This is a genomic window from Arthrobacter sp. NPDC080073 (assembly GCF_040686575.1).
Taxonomy (GTDB): domain Bacteria; phylum Actinomycetota; class Actinomycetes; order Actinomycetales; family Micrococcaceae; genus Arthrobacter.
Genome location: NZ_JBFBKR010000001.1, coordinates 341163 through 364324, shown reverse-complemented (window position 1 = coordinate 364324; position 23162 = coordinate 341163). Strand labels below are relative to the sequence as shown.

At 62.8% G+C, this 23162-nt stretch carries 13 protein-coding genes; 12 read left to right on the top strand and 1 reads right to left on the bottom strand.

The genetic code is table 11. The features are described 5' to 3' along the window. Positions 1 to 34 precede the first annotated feature (34 nt). From AB0O52_RS01675 to AB0O52_RS01630, 10 genes are all read left to right on the top strand, one after another. Complete coding sequence (locus AB0O52_RS01675) at positions 35 to 607, top strand: 50S ribosomal protein L25/general stress protein Ctc (protein WP_364532421.1); 573 nt, start codon at positions 35 to 37, stop codon at positions 605 to 607. A 135-nt stretch (positions 608 to 742) separates the two neighbouring features. Next, complete coding sequence (gene pth, locus AB0O52_RS01670) at positions 743 to 1327, top strand: aminoacyl-tRNA hydrolase (protein ID WP_364532418.1); 585 nt, start codon at positions 743 to 745, stop codon at positions 1325 to 1327. 176 nt (positions 1328 to 1503) lie between these two features. Continuing rightward, positions 1504 to 4224, top strand: coding sequence for a LuxR C-terminal-related transcriptional regulator (locus tag AB0O52_RS01665; RefSeq protein WP_364532415.1), 2721 nt, complete (start codon positions 1504 to 1506; stop codon positions 4222 to 4224). A gap of 76 nt (positions 4225 to 4300) precedes the next feature. Next, on the top strand, positions 4301 to 6961 hold the full coding sequence (locus tag AB0O52_RS01660) for a LuxR C-terminal-related transcriptional regulator (RefSeq protein WP_364532412.1): 2661 nt from the start codon (positions 4301 to 4303) through the stop codon (positions 6959 to 6961). 212 nt (positions 6962 to 7173) lie between these two features. Beyond that, positions 7174 to 9960 carry a LuxR C-terminal-related transcriptional regulator gene (locus tag AB0O52_RS01655; protein WP_364532409.1) on the top strand — a complete coding sequence of 929 codons (2787 nt, stop codon included), beginning with the start codon at positions 7174 to 7176 and terminating at the stop codon, positions 9958 to 9960. Next, complete coding sequence (locus AB0O52_RS01650) at positions 9957 to 12638, top strand: LuxR C-terminal-related transcriptional regulator (RefSeq protein WP_364532406.1); 2682 nt, start codon at positions 9957 to 9959, stop codon at positions 12636 to 12638. Before AB0O52_RS01655 ends, AB0O52_RS01650 begins: the two co-directional genes overlap by 4 nt. A 497-nt stretch (positions 12639 to 13135) precedes the next feature. After that, positions 13136 to 14518, top strand: coding sequence for a nucleotide sugar dehydrogenase (locus AB0O52_RS01645; protein ID WP_364532403.1), 1383 nt, complete (start codon positions 13136 to 13138; stop codon positions 14516 to 14518). A 31-nt stretch (positions 14519 to 14549) separates the two neighbouring features. Continuing rightward, complete coding sequence (locus tag AB0O52_RS01640; protein ID WP_364532400.1) at positions 14550 to 15554, top strand: GDP-mannose 4,6-dehydratase; 1005 nt, start codon at positions 14550 to 14552, stop codon at positions 15552 to 15554. Positions 15555 to 15742: 188 nt separating this feature from the next. Continuing rightward, positions 15743 to 17602, top strand: coding sequence for an S-layer homology domain-containing protein (locus AB0O52_RS01635; protein ID WP_364532397.1), 1860 nt, complete (start codon positions 15743 to 15745; stop codon positions 17600 to 17602). Positions 17603 to 17873: 271 nt separating this feature from the next. After that, positions 17874 to 18494 carry a hypothetical protein gene (locus AB0O52_RS01630; RefSeq protein WP_364532394.1) on the top strand — a complete coding sequence of 207 codons (621 nt, stop codon included), beginning with the start codon at positions 17874 to 17876 and terminating at the stop codon, positions 18492 to 18494. Positions 18495 to 18684: 190 nt separating this feature from the next. Here the strand turns inward: AB0O52_RS01630 and AB0O52_RS01625 are convergent, their stop codons facing one another. Next, on the bottom strand, positions 18685 to 19845 hold the full coding sequence (locus AB0O52_RS01625; protein ID WP_364532391.1) for a chitinase: 1161 nt from the start codon (positions 19843 to 19845) through the stop codon (positions 18685 to 18687). A 518-nt stretch (positions 19846 to 20363) separates the two neighbouring features. Here AB0O52_RS01625 and AB0O52_RS01620 point away from each other — a divergent pair. Both AB0O52_RS01620 and AB0O52_RS01615 read left to right on the top strand, forming a co-directional pair. Continuing rightward, complete coding sequence (locus AB0O52_RS01620; protein WP_364532388.1) at positions 20364 to 21776, top strand: polysaccharide deacetylase family protein; 1413 nt, start codon at positions 20364 to 20366, stop codon at positions 21774 to 21776. Continuing rightward, the gene (locus AB0O52_RS01615) at positions 21773 to 23152 is read left to right on the top strand and encodes a glycosyltransferase family 2 protein (RefSeq protein WP_364532385.1); all 1380 of its coding nucleotides are present in this window, start codon (positions 21773 to 21775) and stop codon (positions 23150 to 23152) included. Before AB0O52_RS01620 ends, AB0O52_RS01615 begins: the two co-directional genes overlap by 4 nt. Positions 23153 to 23162 lie beyond the last annotated feature (10 nt).

The following is a 23162-nucleotide window of genomic DNA, read 5'->3' as shown; positions in this document are numbered from 1 at the left end:
AATTTGCCGGCGCCACAGTAATCAAGGAGTACACATGTCTGAGCAGAAGCTCGCAGCAGAACTGCGCACCGAATTCGGCAAGGGTTTCGCCCGCCGCGCCCGTGCAGCCGGCCAGATCCCGGCCGTCATCTACGGCCACGGCGCTGAGCCCATCCACATCAACCTCCCGGGCCGCGCCACCACCCTGGCCGTCCGCGTTTCCAACGCCCTGCTGTCCCTCGACGTCAACGGCGAAGAGCACCTGGCACTCGTGAAGGACATCCAGCGCGACCCGATCAAGCAGATCATCGAGCACATCGACCTCCTGACCGTCCGCAAGGGCGAGAAGGTCACCGTTGACGTGGCCGTCCACGTTATCGGTGAAGCTGCCATTGGCGCAGTCGCCAACCAGGAAGCCACCACGGTTTCCCTCGAAGCCGAGGCCACGCACCTGCCGACCTTCGTCGAAATCAGCATTGAAGGCCGCAAGGCCGGCGAGCACGTCCACGCTTCGGACATCGTCCTGCCGAGCGGCTCGGAACTGCTTACCGATCCCGAGACCCTCATCATCAACATCTCGGAGGCCACTTCGGAGGCTGAAGAAGAGGCAGCTCCTGCCGCTGAGTAGTCTTTCTCTTTATTAGTCGTTCGGTTGAGTAGTCGTTCCGACTAATCGAGGCGTTTGCCTTTGCGAGTGGCCGGGTCCTGAGGGGCCCGGCCACTTCTTTTTCATTCCACCCTCTTGATTCCCTAGGATGACTCCATGACAGACACTTGGCTGATCGTAGGCCTTGGCAATCCCGGCGCTGAATACAGCCACAACCGCCACAACGTCGGCCAAATGGTCCTGGACGAGCTTGCCTCGCGCATGGGCGGAAGCTTCAAGGCCCACAAGGCCCGGGCCCAGGTGGTCGAGGGCAGGCTCGGGATCGGGGGGCCTCGGGTGGTACTGGCGAAACCGATGAGTTATATGAATGTCTCCGGGGGACCTGTTTCCGGCCTTGCCAGGTTCTTCGATATCGCTCCGGATCACGTCATTGCCGTCCACGACGAAATTGATATTCCCTTCAACACCGTTAAATTGAAGATCGGTGGCGGGGAAGGCGGGCACAACGGCCTGCGGGATATTTCCAAGGCTTTGGCGACAAAGGACTACTTCCGGGTTCGCGTGGGGGTGGGCAGGCCACCCGGGAGGATGGACACCGCGGATTATGTCCTCAGGGATTTTGGCGCCTCCGAGAAGAAGGAGCTTCCCTTCCTCCTGGATGAAGCGGCGGATGCTGTGGAGGTATTGATGACCGAAGGTTTGCTTGCCGCCCAGCAGAAGTTCCACCCCGTCAAGGCCTAGCCCGCTGACTCAATTCAGTGGTTAACAAGTACCCTGATCGTTCGTCCGCGACTAATTGATTCGCGCCGATCGCTATGATACTTTGCAAATCACTCTGGGGGTGAAGAGGAAATACAAAAGCAAACGACCCGCTGAACGTCACGTCCGCCAGAGCTGCGAAGGTAGCGTGATCTAAATTGCGAGCAACATCGGAATCTGAAACAGAGCGGCACGCGACGGAGCGGCAAGCCCTGGGCGCTGCAGAACGTCGAAAATGGTCGTCGCTGGTCCGGCAGGATCTCCAGAACAAGGTTATCGAAGCGCTCGGCGACCCGTCGTTGTACGGAGTGGTGGTGGTTGGCGCGCCGGGCGTCGGCAAGGCGACTTTTGCCCGTTCAGTAGAGGCCCGGCTCACTCCAAGGACCCACGTACTGCACCTCCACGGCTCCACGGACGTCACTACTCCGTTTGGCGCGGTGGCCCATCTGGTCGCCCGGCTGCCCGCCGACGCCGCGGATTCTCCTGCCGCGATCATTTACGGCATCTCGCATTTGATATGTTCGGACGCCGCGGGACGCGAAGTGCTTTTGGTCCTGTCGGAACTTCCGGCTTTGGACAGCATGAGCACGGCCCTTTTGGTGCACTTGTTAATCAGTGGGACTGCAAAAGTCCTCGTCACTGTCCGCCAAGCCACAGACATGCCGGAAGACCTGGTCAGGCTATTGAAAGACGGCCTCCTGGAGGAGGTCCAACTTCAGGTTTTTTCCCGCGCGGAAGTTGCCAAACTGCTCAGCGGCGTCCTTGGAAAACGAGTGACCGCTACGGCTGCAAGCGCCTTGCACGCCTCCAGCGGTGGAAACCCCCTGGTACTCCAAGCCATCGTGACTGAACAGCTCCGCTCAGGCAACCTGCATCTGGCCGGGCAGGTTTGGGCAATGAAGGGCGAAATCCACCTTTCTTCCGCGGAAATCCTGACCGACCTGGTCCGCTCGCGCCTGGCCCGGGAGAGCCCTGCGGTCCAGGAAGCGCTGGAGCTGCTCGCCCTCATTCGAACCGCCCCTCTGGCCGTGCTGTTGGACGTCCTGGAAGCTGACGTGGTCGCCGAGATGGAGTGGTCCGGATACCTGCGCATCGAACCGTCAGGCGCCCGCAGGGTGGCGCTGCGCGACGAGTACATGGGTGAGGTCATTCGGGGCTGGATGGACCTGCCGCGGCGGAATGAACTGCGGCGGCTCGCCGCCGGGGTGATCGGCAGCATTACCTGGGACCTGGATGCCGAGGCACTCCTGGGCTTTGCCTCCTCGACGCTGAACGTCCGCGAAACCCTTGAACCCGGAGTCGCCCTGGCGGCTGCGACGGCAGCGAACAGGCAGTTCGATCCTTGGTTCGCCTTGGAATGCGCCCGGCAGATCGGGCGCGAGGACAAGGAATGGGTGGCTGCCGCACAGCAACGCTGTGTTTCCCACGTCATTCTGGCCGAGCACGAGGCCGCGGTGGCAGCTTTGAAGGATGTGACGCCCGAGCAGCTTCGGCGCCTCCCGGCATATGACTATGCGGACTATGTCCAGGAGCTCTGCAGTGCGCTGTTGTGGATTCCGGGTGGGCACCTCCAGATACCCGGCCTGATCGCCGAGGCCGCGGAGGACCTTTCCCGCCGGTCGCAAGAGGTCGGAGCGGATGCCACGGAAATTGAACGGGCACGCGGCATGCTCAGGCTCGCGAGTTTCGAGCTCCAGGTCCATCAGGGCGAATATGCCGAGGTCGCAGAGGCCTTGGAGCAGGAGTACCGGGATGGGAATGATCTTCAACAAAGGTTGAGCTGCGGGAGCCTGCTGACCATGGCCTGGGCAGTGCTCGGCAGGGAAATGGAAGCCATCGAGCTGGCGCGCGAGTTGAAGCACAAGATACAGCGCGCAAAGGCGCGGCCGCGCTTGCACAACTGGTTGTCAGAAGGCTTGTTTGCCGCACTCCTTTGCAGCGGACAGTGGGAAGAACTGGCCCGGATGCTGACGGCGACCCTCGATCAGCAACCAAAGAACATCCACTACCTTGGCGGTGCCGCCGAACTGGCCCTGGGCGTTTCCTACACCTATGCCGGACGGGCTTCAGTCGCGATCGACACCCTGCTGGGGGCCCAGGCGCAGCTGGAGATCAGGCGCAACTACTACGGACCAGCCTTGGCCTACTCCGCGCTCGCTTTTGCCTACGCCCAGGCCGGCGACGTGAAGGAATCCCGGACTTTCCTCGAACTGGCTGAGAATGGACAAGGGGAAACGGCGTGGTTTCCCGCCTGGATGGCCGAATTCTGCGTCAAGATGGCAAGGCGCTGGCTGAAGGATCCCGGGGCGAAACAGAGTCTCATCGAGTCGGCCAACCGGGATTTGGCGAAGGGACGGATCACCACGGCATCGATCAGCCTTTTCGGCGCGACCGTCCACGGCACCGAAGAGGAGCTGTTGCTCCTGGAGCAGGTCTCATCCCGTCGCCAGGGCAAGATGGCCGCAGTGAACCGGATGGTCGCGGAGGGAACACGCAAGAAGGACCCGAAGACGCTGCTTCTTGCCGCTTCGGTCGCTCAGGAACTGAAGTTGGACGCCGTGGAGTCGCGCTGTGCCGTTCTGGCCTTGGACATCGCCCGGGAAGCCGGCGATTCCGGGTCCGCCAGGCTGGCCCAGCAACGGCTGGACCGCCTGATCGGTACCGTGCCGGTACTGCCCTTGACACCGCACACTTTCGGACCGGAACTGACGGAAAGGGAGCGTCAGGTTGCAAAGATGGCCAGTCAAGGGTTGAGTAACAAAGAGGTAGCCAACCAGTTGCAAGTTTCGGTTCGCACAGTCGAAGGCCACCTCTACCAAATCTTCACGAAAATGGGAATCTCATCGAGGAGCGAGCTTGAAGGAACCGCGCAGTCATGACAACGCTGCGATGGTGCACGGTCATGTCGGAGAAAGCGGTACTAGGCCGCCTGAACCCTGGCTCGATTTTGGGCACTTGCTTCCTGGAATTACAGCCGCCATCCGTACCGATGATTGTTCGGCAGTCTTCATCGTGGGCGATTCCGGACTCGGCGCGTCATCTCTCCTGGCCCAGCTGGGCAGCGTCTTTGCCGGCGAACTTGCGGTCGTTCCGATTCACGGAAGTCCGTCACTGACTGCTGTCCCGTATGGGGTGCTGGCGCCATTTCTTTCCCATCTTTCACTTGCTGACATATCCTCCCGGGTCGCTGTGCTTCGCTCACTCTGGGATCACCTCGAGGCCATCCGGGTAGGTACCGGACCGGCTTTGCTGCTTGTCGATGACGCGCACTACCTGGACGATGCCACGTGCGCGATGCTGACCGAGCTTGTCCAGGCCGGATGGGCCAAAATCGTGGCCGCCTGCGTTCCACGGCCGGGAGTTCCCGGGACGCTCTTGCGGTTGTGGCACGAGGGAACCGCAGAGTGGTTTGACCTGGAGCCATTGACTGCTGAACAAGGCCACGAACTGTGCGAGGCACTGCTCGGGGGGATCGTCCTGAACAGCACGAGCCATGGGTTCTGGACCGAAGCAGGAGGCAACACCCTTCTTCTGAAGACCCTTGTCCGCGAAGCCGAGAGCTCGGGTACCCTCGTTCAGAGACACGGTGTTTGGCTCAAGACGACCGCAACACCGGTCCACACGGTGAAGCTGGAGGCCGCCGTCAAACTTCAGCTGATGCGTATTTCGGCCGCGGCCAGGGAAGCCTTGAGCTTGATTGCATTGGCGGAACCGGTGGACGAGACGTTGATCAATGTTGTGGCCGGAGAAGCGGCCGTCCAGGAGCTGATGGACCAGCATTTGATCAAGCCTGCGGGCAATGGGTTGCCAACCCTCCGGCTCGTCAATCCAGTCTACGGAGAGGTGCTCAGAAGCATCGTTCCGGCCGCGCAGAGCCTCCAACTGCATCGGCAACTGATCTCCCGGATGGATGTATTGGAGGACAACCCGGATTCCTTGTTGCGGATGGTGACATGGTCACTTGACTGCGGGGCGGACGTACCAGACCGACTTTTGATCCGGGCGGCGGTCCTCTCGGCGAGGCTACTGCAGAGCGAGACGGCATTGCGCATGGCGGCCGCGGTGCGCGACACGCAATGGCAATCGGTTGCTCAGGCGGTTATGGCCCGGTCATACTTCAATCTCGGACGCCGGGACGAGGCCGCGGCAGTCTTGGCCCAGGAAACGTTGGATGGCGACGCCGGACCCTCCCAGGTTGTATCCGCCAGCCTTCTGCGCGCGGTCACGCGTGCCGCCGTCGGGCAGTCCGCTTCCTTGATCCGGGCGGAAGCCGAACGACTCCGCGAATGGGGCGAACAGCAGCCTGGCCTCGAGGGGCAGCGGACGCCGGACGCGAAAGCCGCGGTACCGCTCGCCGTCACCATGATCGGGCTTCTTGCCGGCTCCGTGGACGGCGACTACGGGAGGATGGGCCCCGAACTGGAGCGCGTGCTTCTTCAGTCGGGAACAGTGGAAGGCTCTTTGGCCCCCCTCTGCAGGGCCCTCGCGTTGGCCCTGAAATCAGAAATGCTGTGCGCCCTCGGCCGCGGGCACCAGGCAAGGCTGTTGGTTCTCGAGGCTGCCGCCCTGGCTCAGCCCCAAGAGAACGATGTCTTCTTCATCCCGGACTTCATTTCCGCCCGCCTCGTCATTTGCGCATTGGCCGTAGGTGACTGGACCGACGCACAAAAGCTCCTCGACAGCTATTACGAATCGTCGGGTGTCTTGATGGCATCTTTCGGCGGGGCGGCCTACGTGGTGGCCGGGTACATCGCCATCAGGCAGGGAAAATCCGGCGACGCCTTGCCGTTGCTGACTGCCGGACTGGAAGCATTGAGGGACAGCGACCCGCAGAATCTCTTCGGACTGTGTGCTGCCATGGCCTTCTATGCCGCAGCCAGCGCCGGGTTGCCTGAAGCCGAACGGTTCCGGGCTGACTATAAGGCCTGGGAACAACACAGCACCCACCTTCTCGCGTCACAGGCAAACAGTTTCTTCGACGCCGCACTGGAACTCCTCAACGCCGACGGCTCCGGCCTGGAGGCGTTGCACCGCAACGCTGACAACGCGGCGAAGGAAAACGCCACGTACCTTGAACTTCATGCGCTGGAGCTTGCGCTTGGCCTGGGGGACATCAGCAGGCTGGACCGGTTCTGTGAAACCGCGGCTGCGACGGAGGGGGAATGGGCGCAAGCGCTCGCCGAATACGGGCGGGCACTTGAACTCGGGGGCGCTGCCCGGTATCTATCCGCAGGAGAGAAACTACAGGCGGCCACCGTCTACCATTTAGCCGCGAAGGCGTATGGCCTCGCGCTGGCGGCACCGGATCGCGGCAGCACCAAAGAGCTCAGTGCCGTTGCGCGCGCGGGGCTGGCGCGCTGCAACGAAGAACTGGGCAAGGGCGGCGAGGAAACACACAACGAGTCCGTGGTTCCGAAGCTGACCAAGAGGGAATGGGACATCGTCAATCTTGCGGTCCAGGGCCTCAGCGACCGGCAGATTGCAGACACGCTGCTTATCTCGGTCCGGACCGTTGAAGGGCATCTCTACCGGTGCTATTCGAAATTGGGGATCACCGGCCGGGACGAACTTGCAGGGGCCGCCGCCGTCGCACAGGGAGCACCGAGTACAAGCTGAAGCCGGGAATGGCCGCAAGGCAGTAGTAGTGCACTCTCGATTCGACCGCCGGCCACTGCCCGCGACGAGTACCAGCAGCCCGGGGCAAAGGTACTCACACCCGCATACGAGTATGCGGGTGAATGAAAGTCGAGTACTCACTACTGGTGTGGGCCTGACGGCCAGCTGGTTAATTGGGGGGTGTCACCACTCGATCACTGGGGGTCTCGCTCATGTTGACAGCAGGCAGTGCATCTACGGTCCACGCCGTTCGATCCGGGACCCGGTCCAGGTACCAGGCATTCGCCGGATCTTCGACTCCGTCCTCGCCTGATGGAACCGAAGGCAAATCGGCAATTTCGACGGCGTGGCCGCCGATTGGACCCAGAGCCGCTGTCGAGGACATCGCGCTTGCGCTAGCAGCTTCCAAGGGTGGCGTCCTTGTTACGGGGCCGTCGGGGAGCGGCAAGAGCTACTTGACTACGCGCGCCGTGAACGAACTACGCGGGCACTCGTTCGTCGTCGTCATCCGCGGCAGCGCAGCGTTGGCGAGATCACCGTACGGCGCCCTCAATATCCTTTTGAGCGATCTTGACCCGGGATACCTGGCCCATCCCGTCCTGGTGTTGTCTGCGCTCACCAATTTGCTCCGTGAGCGTTCCGAGGGAAAGCCGGTGTACCTGGTCATTGAAAACGCGGCCGAGCTTGATGAGTTGGCGGCGATGACGGTGGCCCAGCTCGCGAGGAACGGCACGGCGCAGCTTGTCCTCACCTGCACAGACCCGCAGCGGCTCGGCGGGGAGATCACCCGGCTTTGCGGCGATGGGTTCTTGCACCGCATAGACCTCAAACCACTGACTTTCCATGAATCGCACGCCTGGCTCGAGGCCGGGCTGGGAGCACAGGTCTCTCCGTCCGGCGCCCATGCCCTGTGGACAGCCAGCGGGGGCAACCCCCACTACCTCAAGATGCTCGCCGCGGAGCTCGCCGAATCGGGTTCGCTCCTGAAAAGCGACGGCGTCTGGGTCCTGACATCCCGGAGCGAACAGCACGGCAGGGCAATCACCGACCTCATCACCACGCGGCTCGGGCGGATGGGCGATGGTGAGCGCAAAGTCCTGGAGGTCCTTTCACTGGCGAGGGCCGTGCCCCTGGAATCCCTGCTGGCACTGGCATCGGCGGACGATGTGGATTCCCTAGAGAAAAGGGGCGTCCTCGTCGTCGACGATTCGCTGCCCAGGATGGCTCGGCTCCAAAGCCAGCTGGTGGGTGACGTGGTCCGGGCGAACGTTCCCCCCGGCCGCAGCAACGAACTCCGGCGCCTGCTCCTCAAGTCGATGGATCCGGCCCTGGGCCAACGCTCGATGTTGCTGTCCATGGCCGCCTGGGCATTAGACTGCGGAGCCAAGCTGGGACGGGAAGAAACGCTGGAAGCGGCCGCGGCGGCGAACCGGCAACTTGAGGCCCGGCTGGCCCTGCGCTTGGTCCGGTCCATCCCGGGCCACTCCACGGTGCCCGGGGCAGTAGCCGAGGAAGCCCGCGCGATGATGACACTCGGTGATCTCGCCGGGGCCAGGGACCTGCTGAATCTTCAGCCGCATGAACCCGGGGATGGCGTCACCCTTGCCGAATGGGTCCGGCTCAAGCTGGCCGAGGCGGCGATCCTTCTGGCCCTTCCCGAAACCACGGCCCAAGCTTCCGAGACGCTGGCACACGTCCGTCGGCGGCTCGAGGACGAAACGATCACGGCCGGCGAAGGGCAGGACATCGCCACCTTGCGGGAGGAGCTTGTCCTGGCCGAATCGCAGGCAGCCAGCTATTCGGGTTCCTACGCTGAGATGGCAGCAAGACTGGAGGAGGTCCTTCAAGACTTTGAATCGCACGGCACCGAGTTCCGCCTCCTTGCCGGAAGCTGGCTGTGCGAGGCATGGGCCCTGACGGGACGGCAATCCGAGGCGGCGGACATGGCGGAACAGCTGGCGGCTGACTGCCATGATCCCGCTGTTTCGGTCGCCGCAGCCCGACGCGCCACATCGCGGCTGCGGTTCGCCTTCGTACTTGCCGGACGGTGGGACAAGGAGGCGGAGATGGTCCAACCCGGCGATGACCTCTTGGCCTCAGCGGCCGAGGCGCTGCCCACGGCGATCGATCTTCCCAAAGCGATCTTCCGGTGCCTCCAGGGGCGGGGCCAGGACGGTCTGGAAGCCCTCATTCCGGTGATAAGCCAGTTGCGGGTCCAGGACAACGAAGGCATGCTGGATGTCGCCTGCACGGCAGCGGCCTACGCCTCGGCCTTGCAAGGCGACCATGACCAGGCCGTGCGCTACCTGAAGGAAGCTTCCACCCAGCTGCGCCGGCCGACGTGGCGGAAAGAGCGGACGAAGAGATACCTCGCGGCGTTGACCCGGGAACGCGTCAACGGCCCGGAGGCCGCCGTCGAGGAGCTCTTCAACCTGGCCGACGCCGACCGGGACGAGGGTGCCCCCGGTCACGAGATCTTCTGCCTCAGTTCAGCCGTCCGGCTCGGCGCGGCGGCATCCGCTCCACGGCTGTTGGACTCGGCCCTCCGCTGCCAGGGACGATTCGCCGAACTGTGCGTTGCGTACGCACGGGCGACGATGTCCGGAAGCGCGGAGCTTCTTCTTGAGGCAGCACGGTTGGCAGAAGACATGCAGAACGACAGGTTCGCCTTCGATATCGCCGAAACCGTCCTGCACATGGACCAGGTCCAGTCGGACAAGACGGCCCTCCGGAAGGCACGCCAGCTCGCGGAGACGTGCCGGCAGCGCTTGCGCACCCCGCAAAGCGGCAACCAGGAGGGCTTGAAGCTGACGGCCCGCGAGATGGAGATCGCCAGGCTGGCGGCGAACCGGGAGAGCAACAAAGGTATCGCCGCGAAGCTCCATGTTTCAGTACGCACGGTGGAGGGGCACCTGTACCAGATCTTCGGCAAGCTGAAAATCGTGGAACGCTCCGAGCTGAGCTTCGCGCTTGGCAACGTCGAAGGTGGTGCGAAATGACTGAAGTGGTTTCGGCCGATGCGCTCATAGGGCGATTCAACGTGATGGCAGCCGTTGTCGACTGCCTTCTCGATGTCAATGGCCCCGGGGTCCTGCTCTTTGGCGACGCAGGCATCGGCAAGACGGCACTGATTAACGAAGTGGTCCAGGAATTGGGGCAACGTGTCCGCCCGTTCCGGGTCTTTGCCGGTCCCACCCTCGCCTCGGTACCGTTTGCCGCCCTGGCACCGCTGCTGACAGCCTTGACCCCGAGCCAGATCAATGAACCGTTGTCGGTCCTGAGGGCCGTCGTCGCGGCGTTGAACCCGGCAGGCCAGCCGCATCCGGCACCAGCCGTCCTGATCGTCGAGGACGCACATCACATCGATGACAGCAGCGTGGCTGTCCTGGCACAGTTGGCTGCTGCGGAAGCCGCCAAAGTCGTGTTCCTGTGCCGCCCGTATCCCGCACCGCCTGCAGAGGTTTTCTCGATGTGGTCCGAGGGGCTCGTGGACCGATTCGACCTGCAGCCACTCAACGAGCAGGAAGTCAACCAACTCTGCGCCCAGGCCTTGGATGCGCCCGTCGTCCAAGGGACCAGCGCCGTCCTTGGCAAGTACTCCGGCGGAAACCCGATGTTCCTGCTGGAACTCATTGAGCACGCCAAGTCCTCGGGCCAGTTGGTCTGCCGCAACGACGCCTGGATGCTTTCGGGCGAGCTCCGGGGCACCAGCGTGCGTTTGATGGACCTTGTCCGCAACCAGATCCTGATGCTGGGCGCCGCACAGCGGGAGACCCTGGAGACCGTGGCGCTGGCGGAGCCCGTCCCGCTCAACGTCGTGCAACAGGCCAGCGACTCCAGCGCCGTGGACGAACTGCAGGAGCTGCATTTCATCGAGATCGCGTCCGACCCCGCCCGGCATGTCCGGCTGGCCCAGCCGCTGGTTGGCGAAGTGATCCGCCAGCTGGTCCCGACCGCCCACAGCATGACCATCCGGCGGCGCATCGTGAACCTCATGGAGTCCAAGCCGCAGACCATGGACGGACTGCTGCGCTTCGTCTCCTGGGGATTGGAATCGGGCACCGAGGTTCCGGACTCCGAGATCCTGGAAGCGGCCCAGCTGGCCAACCGCTTGTTCATCCCCAGCTACGTGGAACGGGTAGCCGGCGCAATCAAGGATCCGTCCCTGAGACTGGCAGCGCAGGTGGAGGTGGCACGCGCCAAATGGTACCGGGGCGACATCAGGGGTGCGGTGTCCTCGCTTGCCGGGGTCGTGGACCGGACCAATGATCCGCGGACAGTCCGTCAGGCATCGATGTTGGCAGCCCAGCTTTCCGGGCGACAAGGCGTCGGGCCGAACGCCATCAAACAGGCAGCGTACGAATGGGAGGCGGCCCTGGCCAGGCTCGCCGAATCCCGCCAGGGCATCGACCCTGGTGAGCTGGAACGCGGGAAGCTGGGGAGCAGGCTCCTCTCGCTGGAGGGCCTCCAAGCCGAAGGCCACCACATCGAGACGGAGCGGGAACTCCGCCAGATCTGGAAAGAAGCGGACGACGACGAGTCCCGCCTCGTGGCGGGCACCCTCCTCGCAGAGGCCATGGCGGTCACGGGACGGCCGGTTTCCGCCATCCAGATCCTGATGGAGATCCAGGAGATGGTCGCCACGAGCGGCGACTGGAGCCTCCAGTACGCCGGAATGGTGATGCGCCGCTACATCCTGGCCTTGCAACAGGCAGGCGAGTTCGGTGTTCTTGAAACGTTCCTCCAGAACCATGTTTCCCAAGCACCGAACTCCCTGATCTATTCAGGCGGGATGTTCCACCTGGCGGCCGGGATGGTGGACCTGCGCCGCGGAGACCTCGGGGTGGCGCTGCCACGGCTCCGCCAGGCGGTCAGCATGCTGCGGGTCTCCGACATGGGAAGCGACCTGCCCGACGCCGTTGCTGCCGCCGCGTACGCGGCGTCGATCCTGAAACGCCGTGACACCGCCATGACGTACTCAAGCGAATACGACGCATTGATCCGGGAAGGCGTTCACCCGTCGCTGCTGGCACAAGGGCATGCGGCAGTGGCGCGAGCCGAGCATACCGGAACGCAAACGGCGATCGCGAGACTCATGTCCCTGGCCGATTCCGCGGCCGCGGACGGAGCTATCGGTGCTGAGATCGACATCCTGATGCTGGTCCTGAGGCTGGGTGACCCCGGTGTGGCGCGTCGGCTGATGGCAGTGGCCGAGGGGAGCGAAGGCCGGACTGCGGAGTTCGCCTTGAGCGTCGGGATCGCCCTCGCGCACAAGGACGCGGATCGCCTCATTGAGCTGAGTGATTCGGCAGCCAGGGACGGACTGGAGCTTGCCGCCGCCGACTGCGCCAGCCACGCCCTGAGGATCCTGGAAAGCAGGGGGGACAAGGCGCGCCAGCTCGAAGGACAGCGGCTCCTCAAGCGCCGCACAGCTGCTCTCGACAAGGCCGGCCCGGCGGTTGAAGGCGGCTCCCCGGATCTCCAGAAGCTGACCAGGCGCGAACAGGAAATCGCAACGCTTGTGCAGTCGGGATCGAGCAACAAGGACATTGCGCTCAGCTTGGGCCTGTCATTGCGCACCGTCGAAGGTCACTTGTACCGAATGTTCGCCAAGCTTGGCATCAGCCACCGGGAAGACCTGATGAACGGTGCGCACGGCACGCAGGGCGTGGGCTAGCCGCCCGCGGGCCCGCTTGCCCACTGCGATCGGGCGACCATTTTTCCCGAAGCCGCCTTCCGCCGTCGTGCTCTCCAATAGGGGGCACGACGGCGGGCGCGCGAGAGCCTAAAACGAGTACTGAATCGAGTGGTTAAAAGTGCTCGGACGGGTAGTCAGTGGCCTCGGAACGGACCGCGCATCCAAAGACGGGTAGAGCCCACTCGCGCCCGCCCCGGAGGTTCGTTAATACGCTTTTCCTGATGGCAACCGCCACTCATTTGGGGATAAGTGGGTCTCGAGATGAAACGCAGGAAGAATTCTTTGCTCCAGGAAAACCACCCGGTAATCCGGCGAGAAGTCAACTCCAATGCAACCGGTCTCCCGCATTCGGCGGGAACCCCCACAAACGAGCCGGCGGCAGGCGGTCATGTGCCCTCTGAGACCGGGGCACGTCCCGTTTCGTCGCCGGCTTTCTTTCACACTGGAGACAACAGGCACCGGGAGGTCGACTGACCATGACACCGAACACGAAGGTAAAGACCCTCAAGGCAGAGCACAGCGGGAACGCGCAGTCCTTGCACACGCAGGCCCCAGCTTGGCCGGAGGGCGCGGGAACACGGATAGCCACGCAGGACCAGGCTTTTACTTTCGACGTGGCGATCGTAGGCATGGGCTATGTCGGCCTGCCCACGGCCCTGGCGATCAACGCATCGGGTCGGCGTGTTCTCGGCCTTGACGTGTCCGACGCCCGCCTGGCCGTGATCCGGGAGCAACGGGCAGATCTCCTGGACTCCGACAGGGAGCGGCTCAGCAACGCGCTGCTGGACCCGACCTTCATGCTGAGCAGCGATTTGTCGTTGCTTGCCCACGCGGCGGCCGTGGTTGTGTGCGTTCCCACCCCCGTCGACGAGTACCTGGTTCCGGACCTCTCGATTCTCCGGGCGGCGTGTGCCTCGGTGGTCGATTTCGCCACCCCTGGCCAGTTGCTGATGCTGACCTCTACAACGTACGTCGGATCCACGCGCGACCTCCTGGCGTTGCCCTTGGCTGCCAAGGGACTTATTCCAGGCCGTGACGTGTTCGTGGCCTTCTCGCCCGAGCGCATCAACCCTGGCGTGGATTCCTTCTCGCACGAAGACGTCCCCCGGGTAGTTGGCGGAGTGACCCCGGCCTGCGGCGAAGTTGCCGAACGGCTTCTGAGCGCCAGCACCAAGCTGGTTCACGTTGTGCCGTCGGCGGATGTCGCCGAAATGACCAAGCTCGTGGAGAACACCTTCAGGGCCGTCAACATCGCCTTGGCTAACGAATTCGCTGATATCTGCCACGAACTCAACATGGAAGTCATGGACGTTATCGATGCGGCTTCCACCAAGCCGTATGGATTCATGGCGTTCACCCCCGGTCCTGGAGTCGGCGGACACTGCATACCGTGCGACCCCCACTACCTGCTGTGGCAATTGCGCAAGGCCCGCTTGACGGCGCCGGTCATCGAGCAAGCGATGGCCGGGATTGCAGGCAGGCCGCACAAGGTGGTGGAGAAGGCCCGGCGTATCCTCTCGGACCGCAACCACGGTGTTGCCGGTGCCCGCGTCATGGTGCTCGGGGTCGCGTACAAACCCGACGTCGAAGACCTCCGGGAATCCCCGGCCCTGGAAATCATTGCCGCCTTGATTGCCGACGGGGCGGAAGTGGCATTCTCCGATCCTTGGTGCCAGACGGCGCCCGATGGGCACGGCGGAACACTCCAGTCCGAGCAATCGCCTGCTGACTGGGGTGCGGATCTGGTGATCCTGCACACGAGGCACAGCCAGATGGAACTTGACTGGTTGGCCGGAGCACCAGCAGTCCTGGACACGACGTACCGCTTGCCCAAGGCCGAGAACGTAACCCGGCTCTAGATCCACCAGGTTTTCGACGGAAGCAGGAGTAATGAAAACAGCAATAACCGGCGGTGCCGGCTTCATAGGAAGCCACCTTGTTGAGTACTTGTTGGCGGCGGGGGACGAAGTCGCCGTGCTGGACAACTTGTCGACCGGACGCTTGGAGAATCTCAAAGGCGTCATCGGCCACAGGAACTTCCACTTCGTCGAGGGCACCATTCTCGACCGTGACGCCGTGGACAAGGTGGTGGCAGGCGCCGACCGGGTCTTCCACCTGGCCGCCGCCGTCGGCGTGAATCTGATTGTTGACCACCCCTTGGAGAGCCTCCGCACGAATATCCATGGCACCGAAGTGGTCCTGGACTCGGTCCTGCAATCAGGTGCCTCGCTGCTGCTGGCATCCACAAGCGAGATCTACGGCAAGAACACCTCGGACAGCCTCTCGGAGGAAGCGGACCGCATCCTGGGATCTGCGCTCAAATCCCGGTGGACCTACGCCGCCGCCAAGGGTATTGACGAGGCCTTTGCCCATGCATACTGGCGCCAATTCGGGTTGCCGGTTGCCATCGTACGGCTCTTCAACACGGTCGGTCCGCGGCAGACAGGTCGCTATGGAATGGTTGTTCCGCGACTTGTGCGGCAGGCGCTCGTCGGTGAGCCCCTGACCGTATATGGAGACGGCCACCAGACGAGGTGCTTCTCCTACGTCGGCGACATAGTTCCCGCCATCGTCCGCATTTCCGAGGAACCGCTTGCCTACGGTAATGCGTACAACCTCGGCGGCAGCTACGAGATTTCCATCCTGACGTTGGCCGAAAGGATTGTTGAACTCCTTGGGAGCTCCAGCGCCATCACCTTGGTGCCTTATGAGCAGGCGTACTCGGAAGGCTACGAGGACATGCGCCGGCGGGTTCCGGACAACAGCAAGTCCTTCGGGCTGGTTGGCTTCGAGCCGAAGACCACGTTGGATGAAATCATCCTCAACGTCGCGGCCGACTACAAGCCGGCAAAAGTCCTGGATCCCTCGGGTTGGAAGATCACCCTCGCATCTTGAACCGCGGCCAAACGAAACCGAATCCACTAAAGCGGCGTCGTTCAACTGAAGTCCTTGAACTGAAGAAGTACCTTGAAGAGAAAGGCTGCGTCCGTATGGACCGGATCTGGGGGGCGTCTATGTCTCAACCTCGCCACAAGGCCGAACGCTTGAGCCCTCCGGGAAGATCTCGTTGGCTCGCAGGCGTTTTGAGCGTCCTGATGTCGACGTCGGTTTTTGGGATAGCAGCACCGGCCGCGCACGCAGCGCCGAACACCATCATTACCCTGACCTTTGACGACGCCAACGCAGATCAGATCCCCGCCGCAGCTATCCTCAAAAGCAACGGGCTCAAGGGCACCTTCTTTACGCCGTCGGGCTTCCTCAACGCTCCGAACTACATGACAACCCAGCAAGCACTGGCGTTGCAGGCGGACGGAAACGAGATCGGCGGTCACACGGTGACGCACCCGGACTTGGCCCAGATGGGTGCGGACGAGGTCAAACGCCAGGTCTGCAACGACCGCGTCAATCTCACCAACATGGGATTGACCATCACCAACTTCGCGTACCCCTTCGCGTCGCTCACCCCGGCGGTGGAGAGCACGGTTGCGGCTTGCGGATATAACAGCGCCCGCGGACTCGGAGACCTTGAAAGCGTTGTGCCTGGAAGCGCAGGACTTGGATTCGCTGAGACCCTTCCTCCTCCCGATCCATATAAAACGAAGGCCCCGGACGAAGTGGACAACACTTGGACCTTGACTGACCTGCAGAACCTGGTGTCCAAGGCCGAGCCCGGCGGTGGCTGGGTTCAGGTGACATTCCACCACATCGGCACGGGTATCGATCCAACTTCAGGAATCGCGGACCCCCTGACGGTTTCCACAGCGCTTTTCACCCAATATGTACAGTGGCTCGCCGCGGAGAAGGCCGCCGGGCGGATCGCGGTCCAAACGGTCCAGGAAACGCTCGGCGGAGCGGTCAAACCCGTTGTCGCCGGACCGGCTGCACCCCCTCCGGTCACCGCGGGGAACCTCGTCAAGAACGCCAGCTTGGAAACCGCCGGTCCGGTAGCTTCGGGACTGCCGCAGTGCTGGGCCCAGGGCAGTTACGGTAGCCACACTTCGGCCTTCACTACGGTAACCCCCGGGCACGGGGGCACCACCGGGACCCATGCTGAACAGCTCGTGATGTCCGCCCACGTCAGCGGAGACGCCAAGCTAGTGCCAACCCTCGACTTGGGCGAGTGCGCGCCAAGTGCAACTCCTGGCCACACCTATGAGATGAAAGCTTGGTATACCTCGACGACGACGACTCAATACGAACTGTATTACCGCACGGGGCTGGGCACCTGGACGTATTGGACCGCTAGCCCGTATTTCCCGGCGTCTACCACATGGGCCCACGCGACGTGGACGTCGCCCGCCCTTCCAGCCGGTGCTTCGGCCATCAGTTTGGGCCTGAACCTGCTCGGCAATGGCACCTTGACCACGGATGACTTTGAACTCTATGACAGTGCAGGCATCAGGCACTTCACAGACGTCACTCCTACCTCGGCGTTCTATGACGAAATCAGTTGGCTGTCCAACAACTTGATTTCGCAAGGTTGGCCTGACAACACCTACCGTCCTCTCACGTCAATCACCCGTGAGGCCATGGCAGCGTTCCTCTACCGGTTCTCCGGAAGTCCTGCGGTGCCGGCGAACGCACCGACTTTCTCCGATGTGCCAGCCGGTGCTCCGTTCTACAACGAGATCCGGTGGCTGGCTTCCACCAGGACCACGACAGGGTACCCGGACGGAACCTTCCACCCGGGTGAGGCCGTGAGCCGGGCCGCAATGGCCGCATTCCTTTATCGTCTCAAGGGCAGTCCCGCTGTGCCGGCGAACGCACCGACCTTCTCCGATGTGCCAGCCGGTGCTCCGTTCTACAACGAGATCCGTTGGTTGGCATCCACAGGCATCACTACGGGCTTCCCCGACGGCACCTATAGGCCAACCACCGCCATCAACCGCGACGCCATGGCTGCCTTCTTGTACCGCTACAACATTGATTTCCCGAAAGGCTGACGGCAGCTCGTCCTGACGGCCAGGCGGGCGGGATTTCCCAGGAAATTTCCTGAGTTTTCCCGCCCAAGGCCACGTACACTGCGGTAAGCACCTAAGACAGGTCCCAAGGGAGTGAATCGTGAATCCGGCGAAATCGAGGGTGAATCGGTGGAACCGCCCAGCCGTCTGCTTTGCATTTTGCCTGACCCTGCTGACGGCGGCGTGCGGTGGACCGGGCCCGAGCCCGAGTCCAACCCAATCAGCCGGCCGGTATCCCTGGCACACCGGGATCGTGTCCACGACCTTCTGGGTGGGCGAGATCTTTGACCCCAACGCGGCAGATGGCAGCCAAGTGACGTCCACTTACGACTCCCAATGGATGCAGAGCTACGGAGGCTGTGACGGCGTCGTGACGAACGGCTGCAAGACAGAGGCGAGAACGCAGGCCAAAGGCTACGCGCCGAGCAGCATGACTCCAAAGGAGAACCCGTTCTACCTCGATCTCCCTTTCGATGATGTCAACGATCCCACCGCCTTCGCGGAACGGGCGAGCGTCATCCCGTGGGCCAACGATCCGGGTTTCGCAGGCAACGCCCAGAACCGATCCTTCAGCTACATGAAGAACCAGTGGGTCCGGATCCGGATGGGCAACCGCGAATGCTACGGGCAGATTGAAGATGCCGGTCCGGGCCAGTATCACGACAAGGACTACGTTTTCGGTTCCAACGATGCACGTCCTGCCAACAAGAAGTTCAATGGAGCCGGAATGGACGTCTCGCCGGCGCTCAACGGATGCCTTGGGTTCTCCGAGCTCGATGGCGAGTCGGACAAAGTCGACTGGCAGTTCGTCCCACGGGACCAGGTTCCCGCGGGTCCGTGGCTGAACATCGTCACAGTCAGCCAAGTGAAGTAGCACCGGCCGCCGGGGCCGTCCAAGCAATCCGGTACACGCAGTCCCTCGAAAACTGGAGGCATCCATGCAGTGGCTCAAGAAACTGTTTCAGCACGGCAACGGCAGGCACCTCGCCCGCCCGGCCGAAGTCAAGAACCAGAACAGGGCGGAACATCCAAGCCAGACATGATCCTGCCGTTGACCGGCGGGATCAAGGCAGTTTGGCGTGGAATCCTGCACTCAACAAATCGGAGAAGCGCTGAGTTCCTTGATCGATCCCGCTACACACGTGGCTGGCCGGATCCTCCGGAGTGTCCTGCGGGCACGACTCATCCCGATTCAAGGACCACATGGACACCCGTTGAACCCCCTTGCTGATGGCGAAGGAGTTGAATCCGCGAGCCGCATCAAGGTCAAATACCTCGCCCGGGAGGTCGTTCCGGCCGATCATGGGGGTCAACCCCATCTTTCTCCAGATCTGCCCGCTATTGAGGGGACTTCCTGCACGCTGATAGATGATGCTGAGCTGATCGTGGGTGGACTGGGCCGCTGACGTTCCGGCATCGAGCATGCTTTGCGATGCGCTCCGGCTTGAACCGTAGTTCATCGTCATGATGTTGACCCCCGCAAGCTGGACACCGGCGGCGAGCATCTGGTCCACAGCGGAGGTTCCGGCGTCGGTCAGTCCTTGCGGGGTCACCGGAAGGGTCAGCCAGATTGAGAGGGCGTGCCCTTCCGTGCTCCGCTCCTTCTGGAGGGCAGCGATAGCTGCGGCGCGGCGCTGCCAGGCTGCACTGTCCGCGAGGTTGTCGCCCTCGATGTCAAAGTCGATGGTCTCGGGGTTGTAGCGCTCCAGGACGGCCCGGTAGGCCCTTTCCAGGTCGGCTGCATCCTGGCAGGAGTTTGCGAGCTCACTGTTCACTGAGCCGCCGAAAGACACAGCGAACGCGCCGCCGTTCGAGCGCAGCTTGGCGATGCGCTCCTCGAGCTTGAGCGAATTTTTCGCGGCATCGAGGCTGTAGGTGCTGCCCCAGCTGGGTGTGCAGGGCTGTCCCGCCATTGCCACCACGAACGCCAGTGTGACGTTCTTGGTGCCCTCGCCCACCGGTGTTTCGAAAGCGTACTGAGGGACCACGGTGACGTCGACGTAGCCGGAAAACCAAGGTGGTTCGAGAGAGCCGTTTGCCTCCGAAGTCAACCGCCACACGAGCACGCCTCCGATCCCCACCACCAAGGCTGCGGCGATGCAAGCCTTGGCGAAGGCTGACAGCCGGCGGCGGGGGCCATTGGCGGGGGACGGCGGGCGGCGAATGTCCCGCGCACTGCCTTCCCTCGGCGCAACGGGAGTGCCGCTTCCCTGTTTCCTGGACACTCTCTTCCGCCATCCTTAAACTCCGACTGCCCTGATTGCACCATTTGACCACGAACGGATCGGATTCGCCGCGGTCCGCGTCCCGGGGTTTGATCCTGGCGTTTCGCGCGTAGCGCACGAGTAGTGACGCTGTCCGCACGTCAAGGTTGAGTGTAAAAGACGGGTAGATCCTACTCGTGTCCGTCGTCGCCTTGATTCATACGCTGATGGTGTCAGTTGGATGATGGCAACGGGGGAAAGACAGGTCTCGCAATGGAAACGGACGCTCTGGTCCGGGCGGTATCAGGACGCAGCGGATTCATCCTGGAAGGTGTTTGCCTGGAGTCCGAGCCTGCTCTTGGGGGATACAACACGGTACCTCCCGTGGAGCCGGCGCCGATCGACCGTGCTGCCGAACGGCAGCGCGCCCTCGCAGAGAGGGCCCCTGAGCGGGGGCCGGTGGTGAATAAGCCTTTGAGACCGAGGCTTCCCCCAGTCGCCACCGGCCCCTTCAGGAACCTCGGCAGCGCGGGTTGGCAATGAGTCCCCTGGGGAAGGGCCCCGCATCCGACCCGGTCCGCGCATCGAGGAAACGGGCAGGGCTGTGGGCTGCCTCGTGCGTGTCGGTGCTGCTCCTGGTGACCGGCGCCACATCGCTGATCAACGGAAGTCAAGCTCCAGTAAGCGGGTCCGGGAGCAACACCCCCACACCTTCTGTCGCTCCGCTCTCATCTGTCAGCCTGACGTTCGATGAGGGCCGGGCAAGCCAGATGGAGGCGGCCCGGATCTTGAAGGCTCACGGACTCAGGGGCACCTTCTTCATAGACTCGGGCTTTGTAGGCGCACCTGAATACATGACAATGGACAATCTCCACAGCCTGTCCGCGGACCAGAACGAAATCGGTGGCCATACGGTCACCCTTGCCGATGTGACTTCGGTAGAACCGGACGAGGCGTCGAGGCAGATCTGCAACGACCGGGCGAACCTCACGGACTGGGGCTTCAAGGTGACCTCCTTTGCCTATCCGTTCGCGGCGTCAACGCCGAAGTCGGAAGAGTTGGTCGCTGGTTGCGGCTACAACAGCGCCCGTGGCCTCGGCGAGATAACCACCCCCGTTGATTGCGCGGGCTGTGCGGCTGCGGAAGCTGTGCGCCCCGCCGACCTGTTCCGGACACGGGCGACATCGGAAGTCGGCAGCAAGTGGACGCTGGCCGACCTCGAGGCGACGGTGGAGCAGGCCGAAAAGGCCGGGGGCTGGTTACAGCTGACCTTCTACGACATTGACAACAGCGGCAATCCCCGCTCCGTCAGCCCCGCGTTGTTCGAACAATTCGCCACATGGCTGGCCGCCAAGACCCAACCAGGGACCATGGGCGTGCGCACGGTACATGACGTGATCGGCGGCGTGGCGAAACCCGTGGTGAACGGTCCCGCGGCGCCGCCGGCAGCAGCGGGTCAGAACGCTATTCGGAATCCGGGGTTGGAAACCGCCGGAAAGTACGGCTTGCCGCAATGCTGGCAGGTGGCGTCCTACGGCAAGAATGCCGTAGTCCTGAGCACCTTGAGCCCGGGACACAGTGGTGCGGTGGCCCGTCGCCTGGACCTGAGCGAATATTCGTCCGGTGATGCCAAACTGCTTCCCGTCCTCGATCTGGGAGCATGCGCTCCGAGCGTGAGTACCGGCCACAGCTACTCGCTGAGGGCGTGGTACCAGTCCACCGCCAAGACGCAGTTCGAAGTGTATTACCGCAACAAGCTGGGCACGTGGACCTACTGGACAGCCAGTCCCTGGTTCGCGGCCAACACCAGTTACGAGCAGGCGATCTGGGATACGCCGCCCGTTCCGGCAGGAGCCGAGGCCATCAGCTTTGGAATGAACCTTTTCAGCGATGGCCAGCTTGCTACCGATGATTACGAAATGTACGACACAGTGGGAGCTCCGTCGCCGTGATAGTTCTTTCGATCTTTTTGGTTCTGGGGGTAAGCACGATCTTTTGGTCCATTGCCGGGCTGGTCCGCCTGGCCGGCGAGGAGTCGTGGCGGGCCCGGGAATTGTCATCGAGGGTCCGCAGGTGGATCGCCTTGCTGCGCGGCGGCAATGCGCCGGTCCCTCGACATCAGCGGGGCCGCCATCGTTCAAAGGGAGGGCGCATCTACCCGGCGAATGTCGCGGTCCTCATTGCCGCCCACAACGAGGCCCTCGTCATCAGGGAGACCATCCTCGCGGCCTCCGCTTTGGTCCCTCGACGCAACATCCACGTCGTTTCGGACATGTCGACTGATGACACCGCAGCTATTGCACGGGATGCAGGGGTGAAGGTCCTTGACCTTGAACCGAACCGTGGCAAGGCAGGCGCACTCGCCGCGGGCATCGCCCATTTCGATCTGTGCAAGCGGTTCAAGGTGGTCATGCTCCTGGACGCAGACACCCGCCCGACGCCGGACTACCTCGAAACCGGGCTTCCTTTGTTTGATGATCCCACGGTGGTCGCCGTCGCGGGACGCGCCAAGTCGATCATGAACCCGGCACCTCCGACGGCGATCGGCCGCTTCCTCGTGGCCTACCGGGAGCGCTTGTACATCGCGGTCCAACTGCTCCTCAAGTACGGTCAGGCAGCGCAGGGCGCCAATGTCGTCTCCATCGTGCCTGGCTTTGCCAGCATGTACAGAACCAGCGCGCTCGCAAAAATAGAGGTCTTTGCGCCCGGACTGGTGATCGAAGACTTCAACATGACGTTTGAAATCCATGCGAAGAAGCTGGGACGGATCGCATTCCATCCCTCCGCGGCTGTTGCGTACACCCAGGATCCGGACAACCTGACGGACTATATCAAGCAGGTGCGTCGGTGGATACTTGGTTTCTGGCAGACCGTCAGGCGGCACGGCCTGCAGTTCAGCAGATTCTGGTTTGTCCTGGGGCTGTACATTGTTGAGCTCGTAGCCAGCTGCCTCTTCTTCGTGCTTCTGGTCCCGGCATTCCTGCTATCGTCCCTCGCGGCGGTCGAAGTGTGGATTTTTGGCAATCGATCGGAAGTCTTCATCTTCCTGTCGGGCGTCCTGCGGCCTCAGGACGTCCTCATCGGAGTTTTCCTGCCGGACCTCTTCTTGACTGTCCTTGCCGCTGTTTCGATGCGCAGCCCGCGCTTTCTGTTGATGGCTCCCTTCTTTCCGCTGATGCGGATCCTGGACGCAGTCATCTGCCTCCAGGTCTTGCCCAGGGCGTACTCGGCGCATTCGTCGGGAGTTTGGGTCAGCCCCGTCCGGCGGATCCAACGCCAACCTCAGGAAATCGCGACGCCGGGTCCTTCCGTGGTGCGGACCGGCTAGGACGCAGTCG

Bases quoted from the DNA above. Each gene is read 5' to 3' on its own strand.
- AB0O52_RS01675 (WP_364532421.1), top strand. From the start codon at position 35: ATGTCTGAGCAGAAGCTCGCAGCAGAACTGCGCACCGAATTCGGCAAG.
- pth (WP_364532418.1), top strand. From the start codon at position 743: ATGACAGACACTTGGCTGATCGTAGGCCTTGGCAATCCCGGCGCTGAA.
- AB0O52_RS01655 (WP_364532409.1), top strand. From the start codon at position 7,174: ATGTTGACAGCAGGCAGTGCATCTACGGTCCACGCCGTTCGATCCGGG.
- AB0O52_RS01650 (WP_364532406.1), top strand. From the start codon at position 9,957: ATGACTGAAGTGGTTTCGGCCGATGCGCTCATAGGGCGATTCAACGTG.
- AB0O52_RS01645 (WP_364532403.1), top strand. From the start codon at position 13,136: ATGACACCGAACACGAAGGTAAAGACCCTCAAGGCAGAGCACAGCGGG.
- AB0O52_RS01640 (WP_364532400.1), top strand. From the start codon at position 14,550: ATGAAAACAGCAATAACCGGCGGTGCCGGCTTCATAGGAAGCCACCTT.
- AB0O52_RS01620 (WP_364532388.1), top strand. From the start codon at position 20,364: ATGAGTCCCCTGGGGAAGGGCCCCGCATCCGACCCGGTCCGCGCATCG.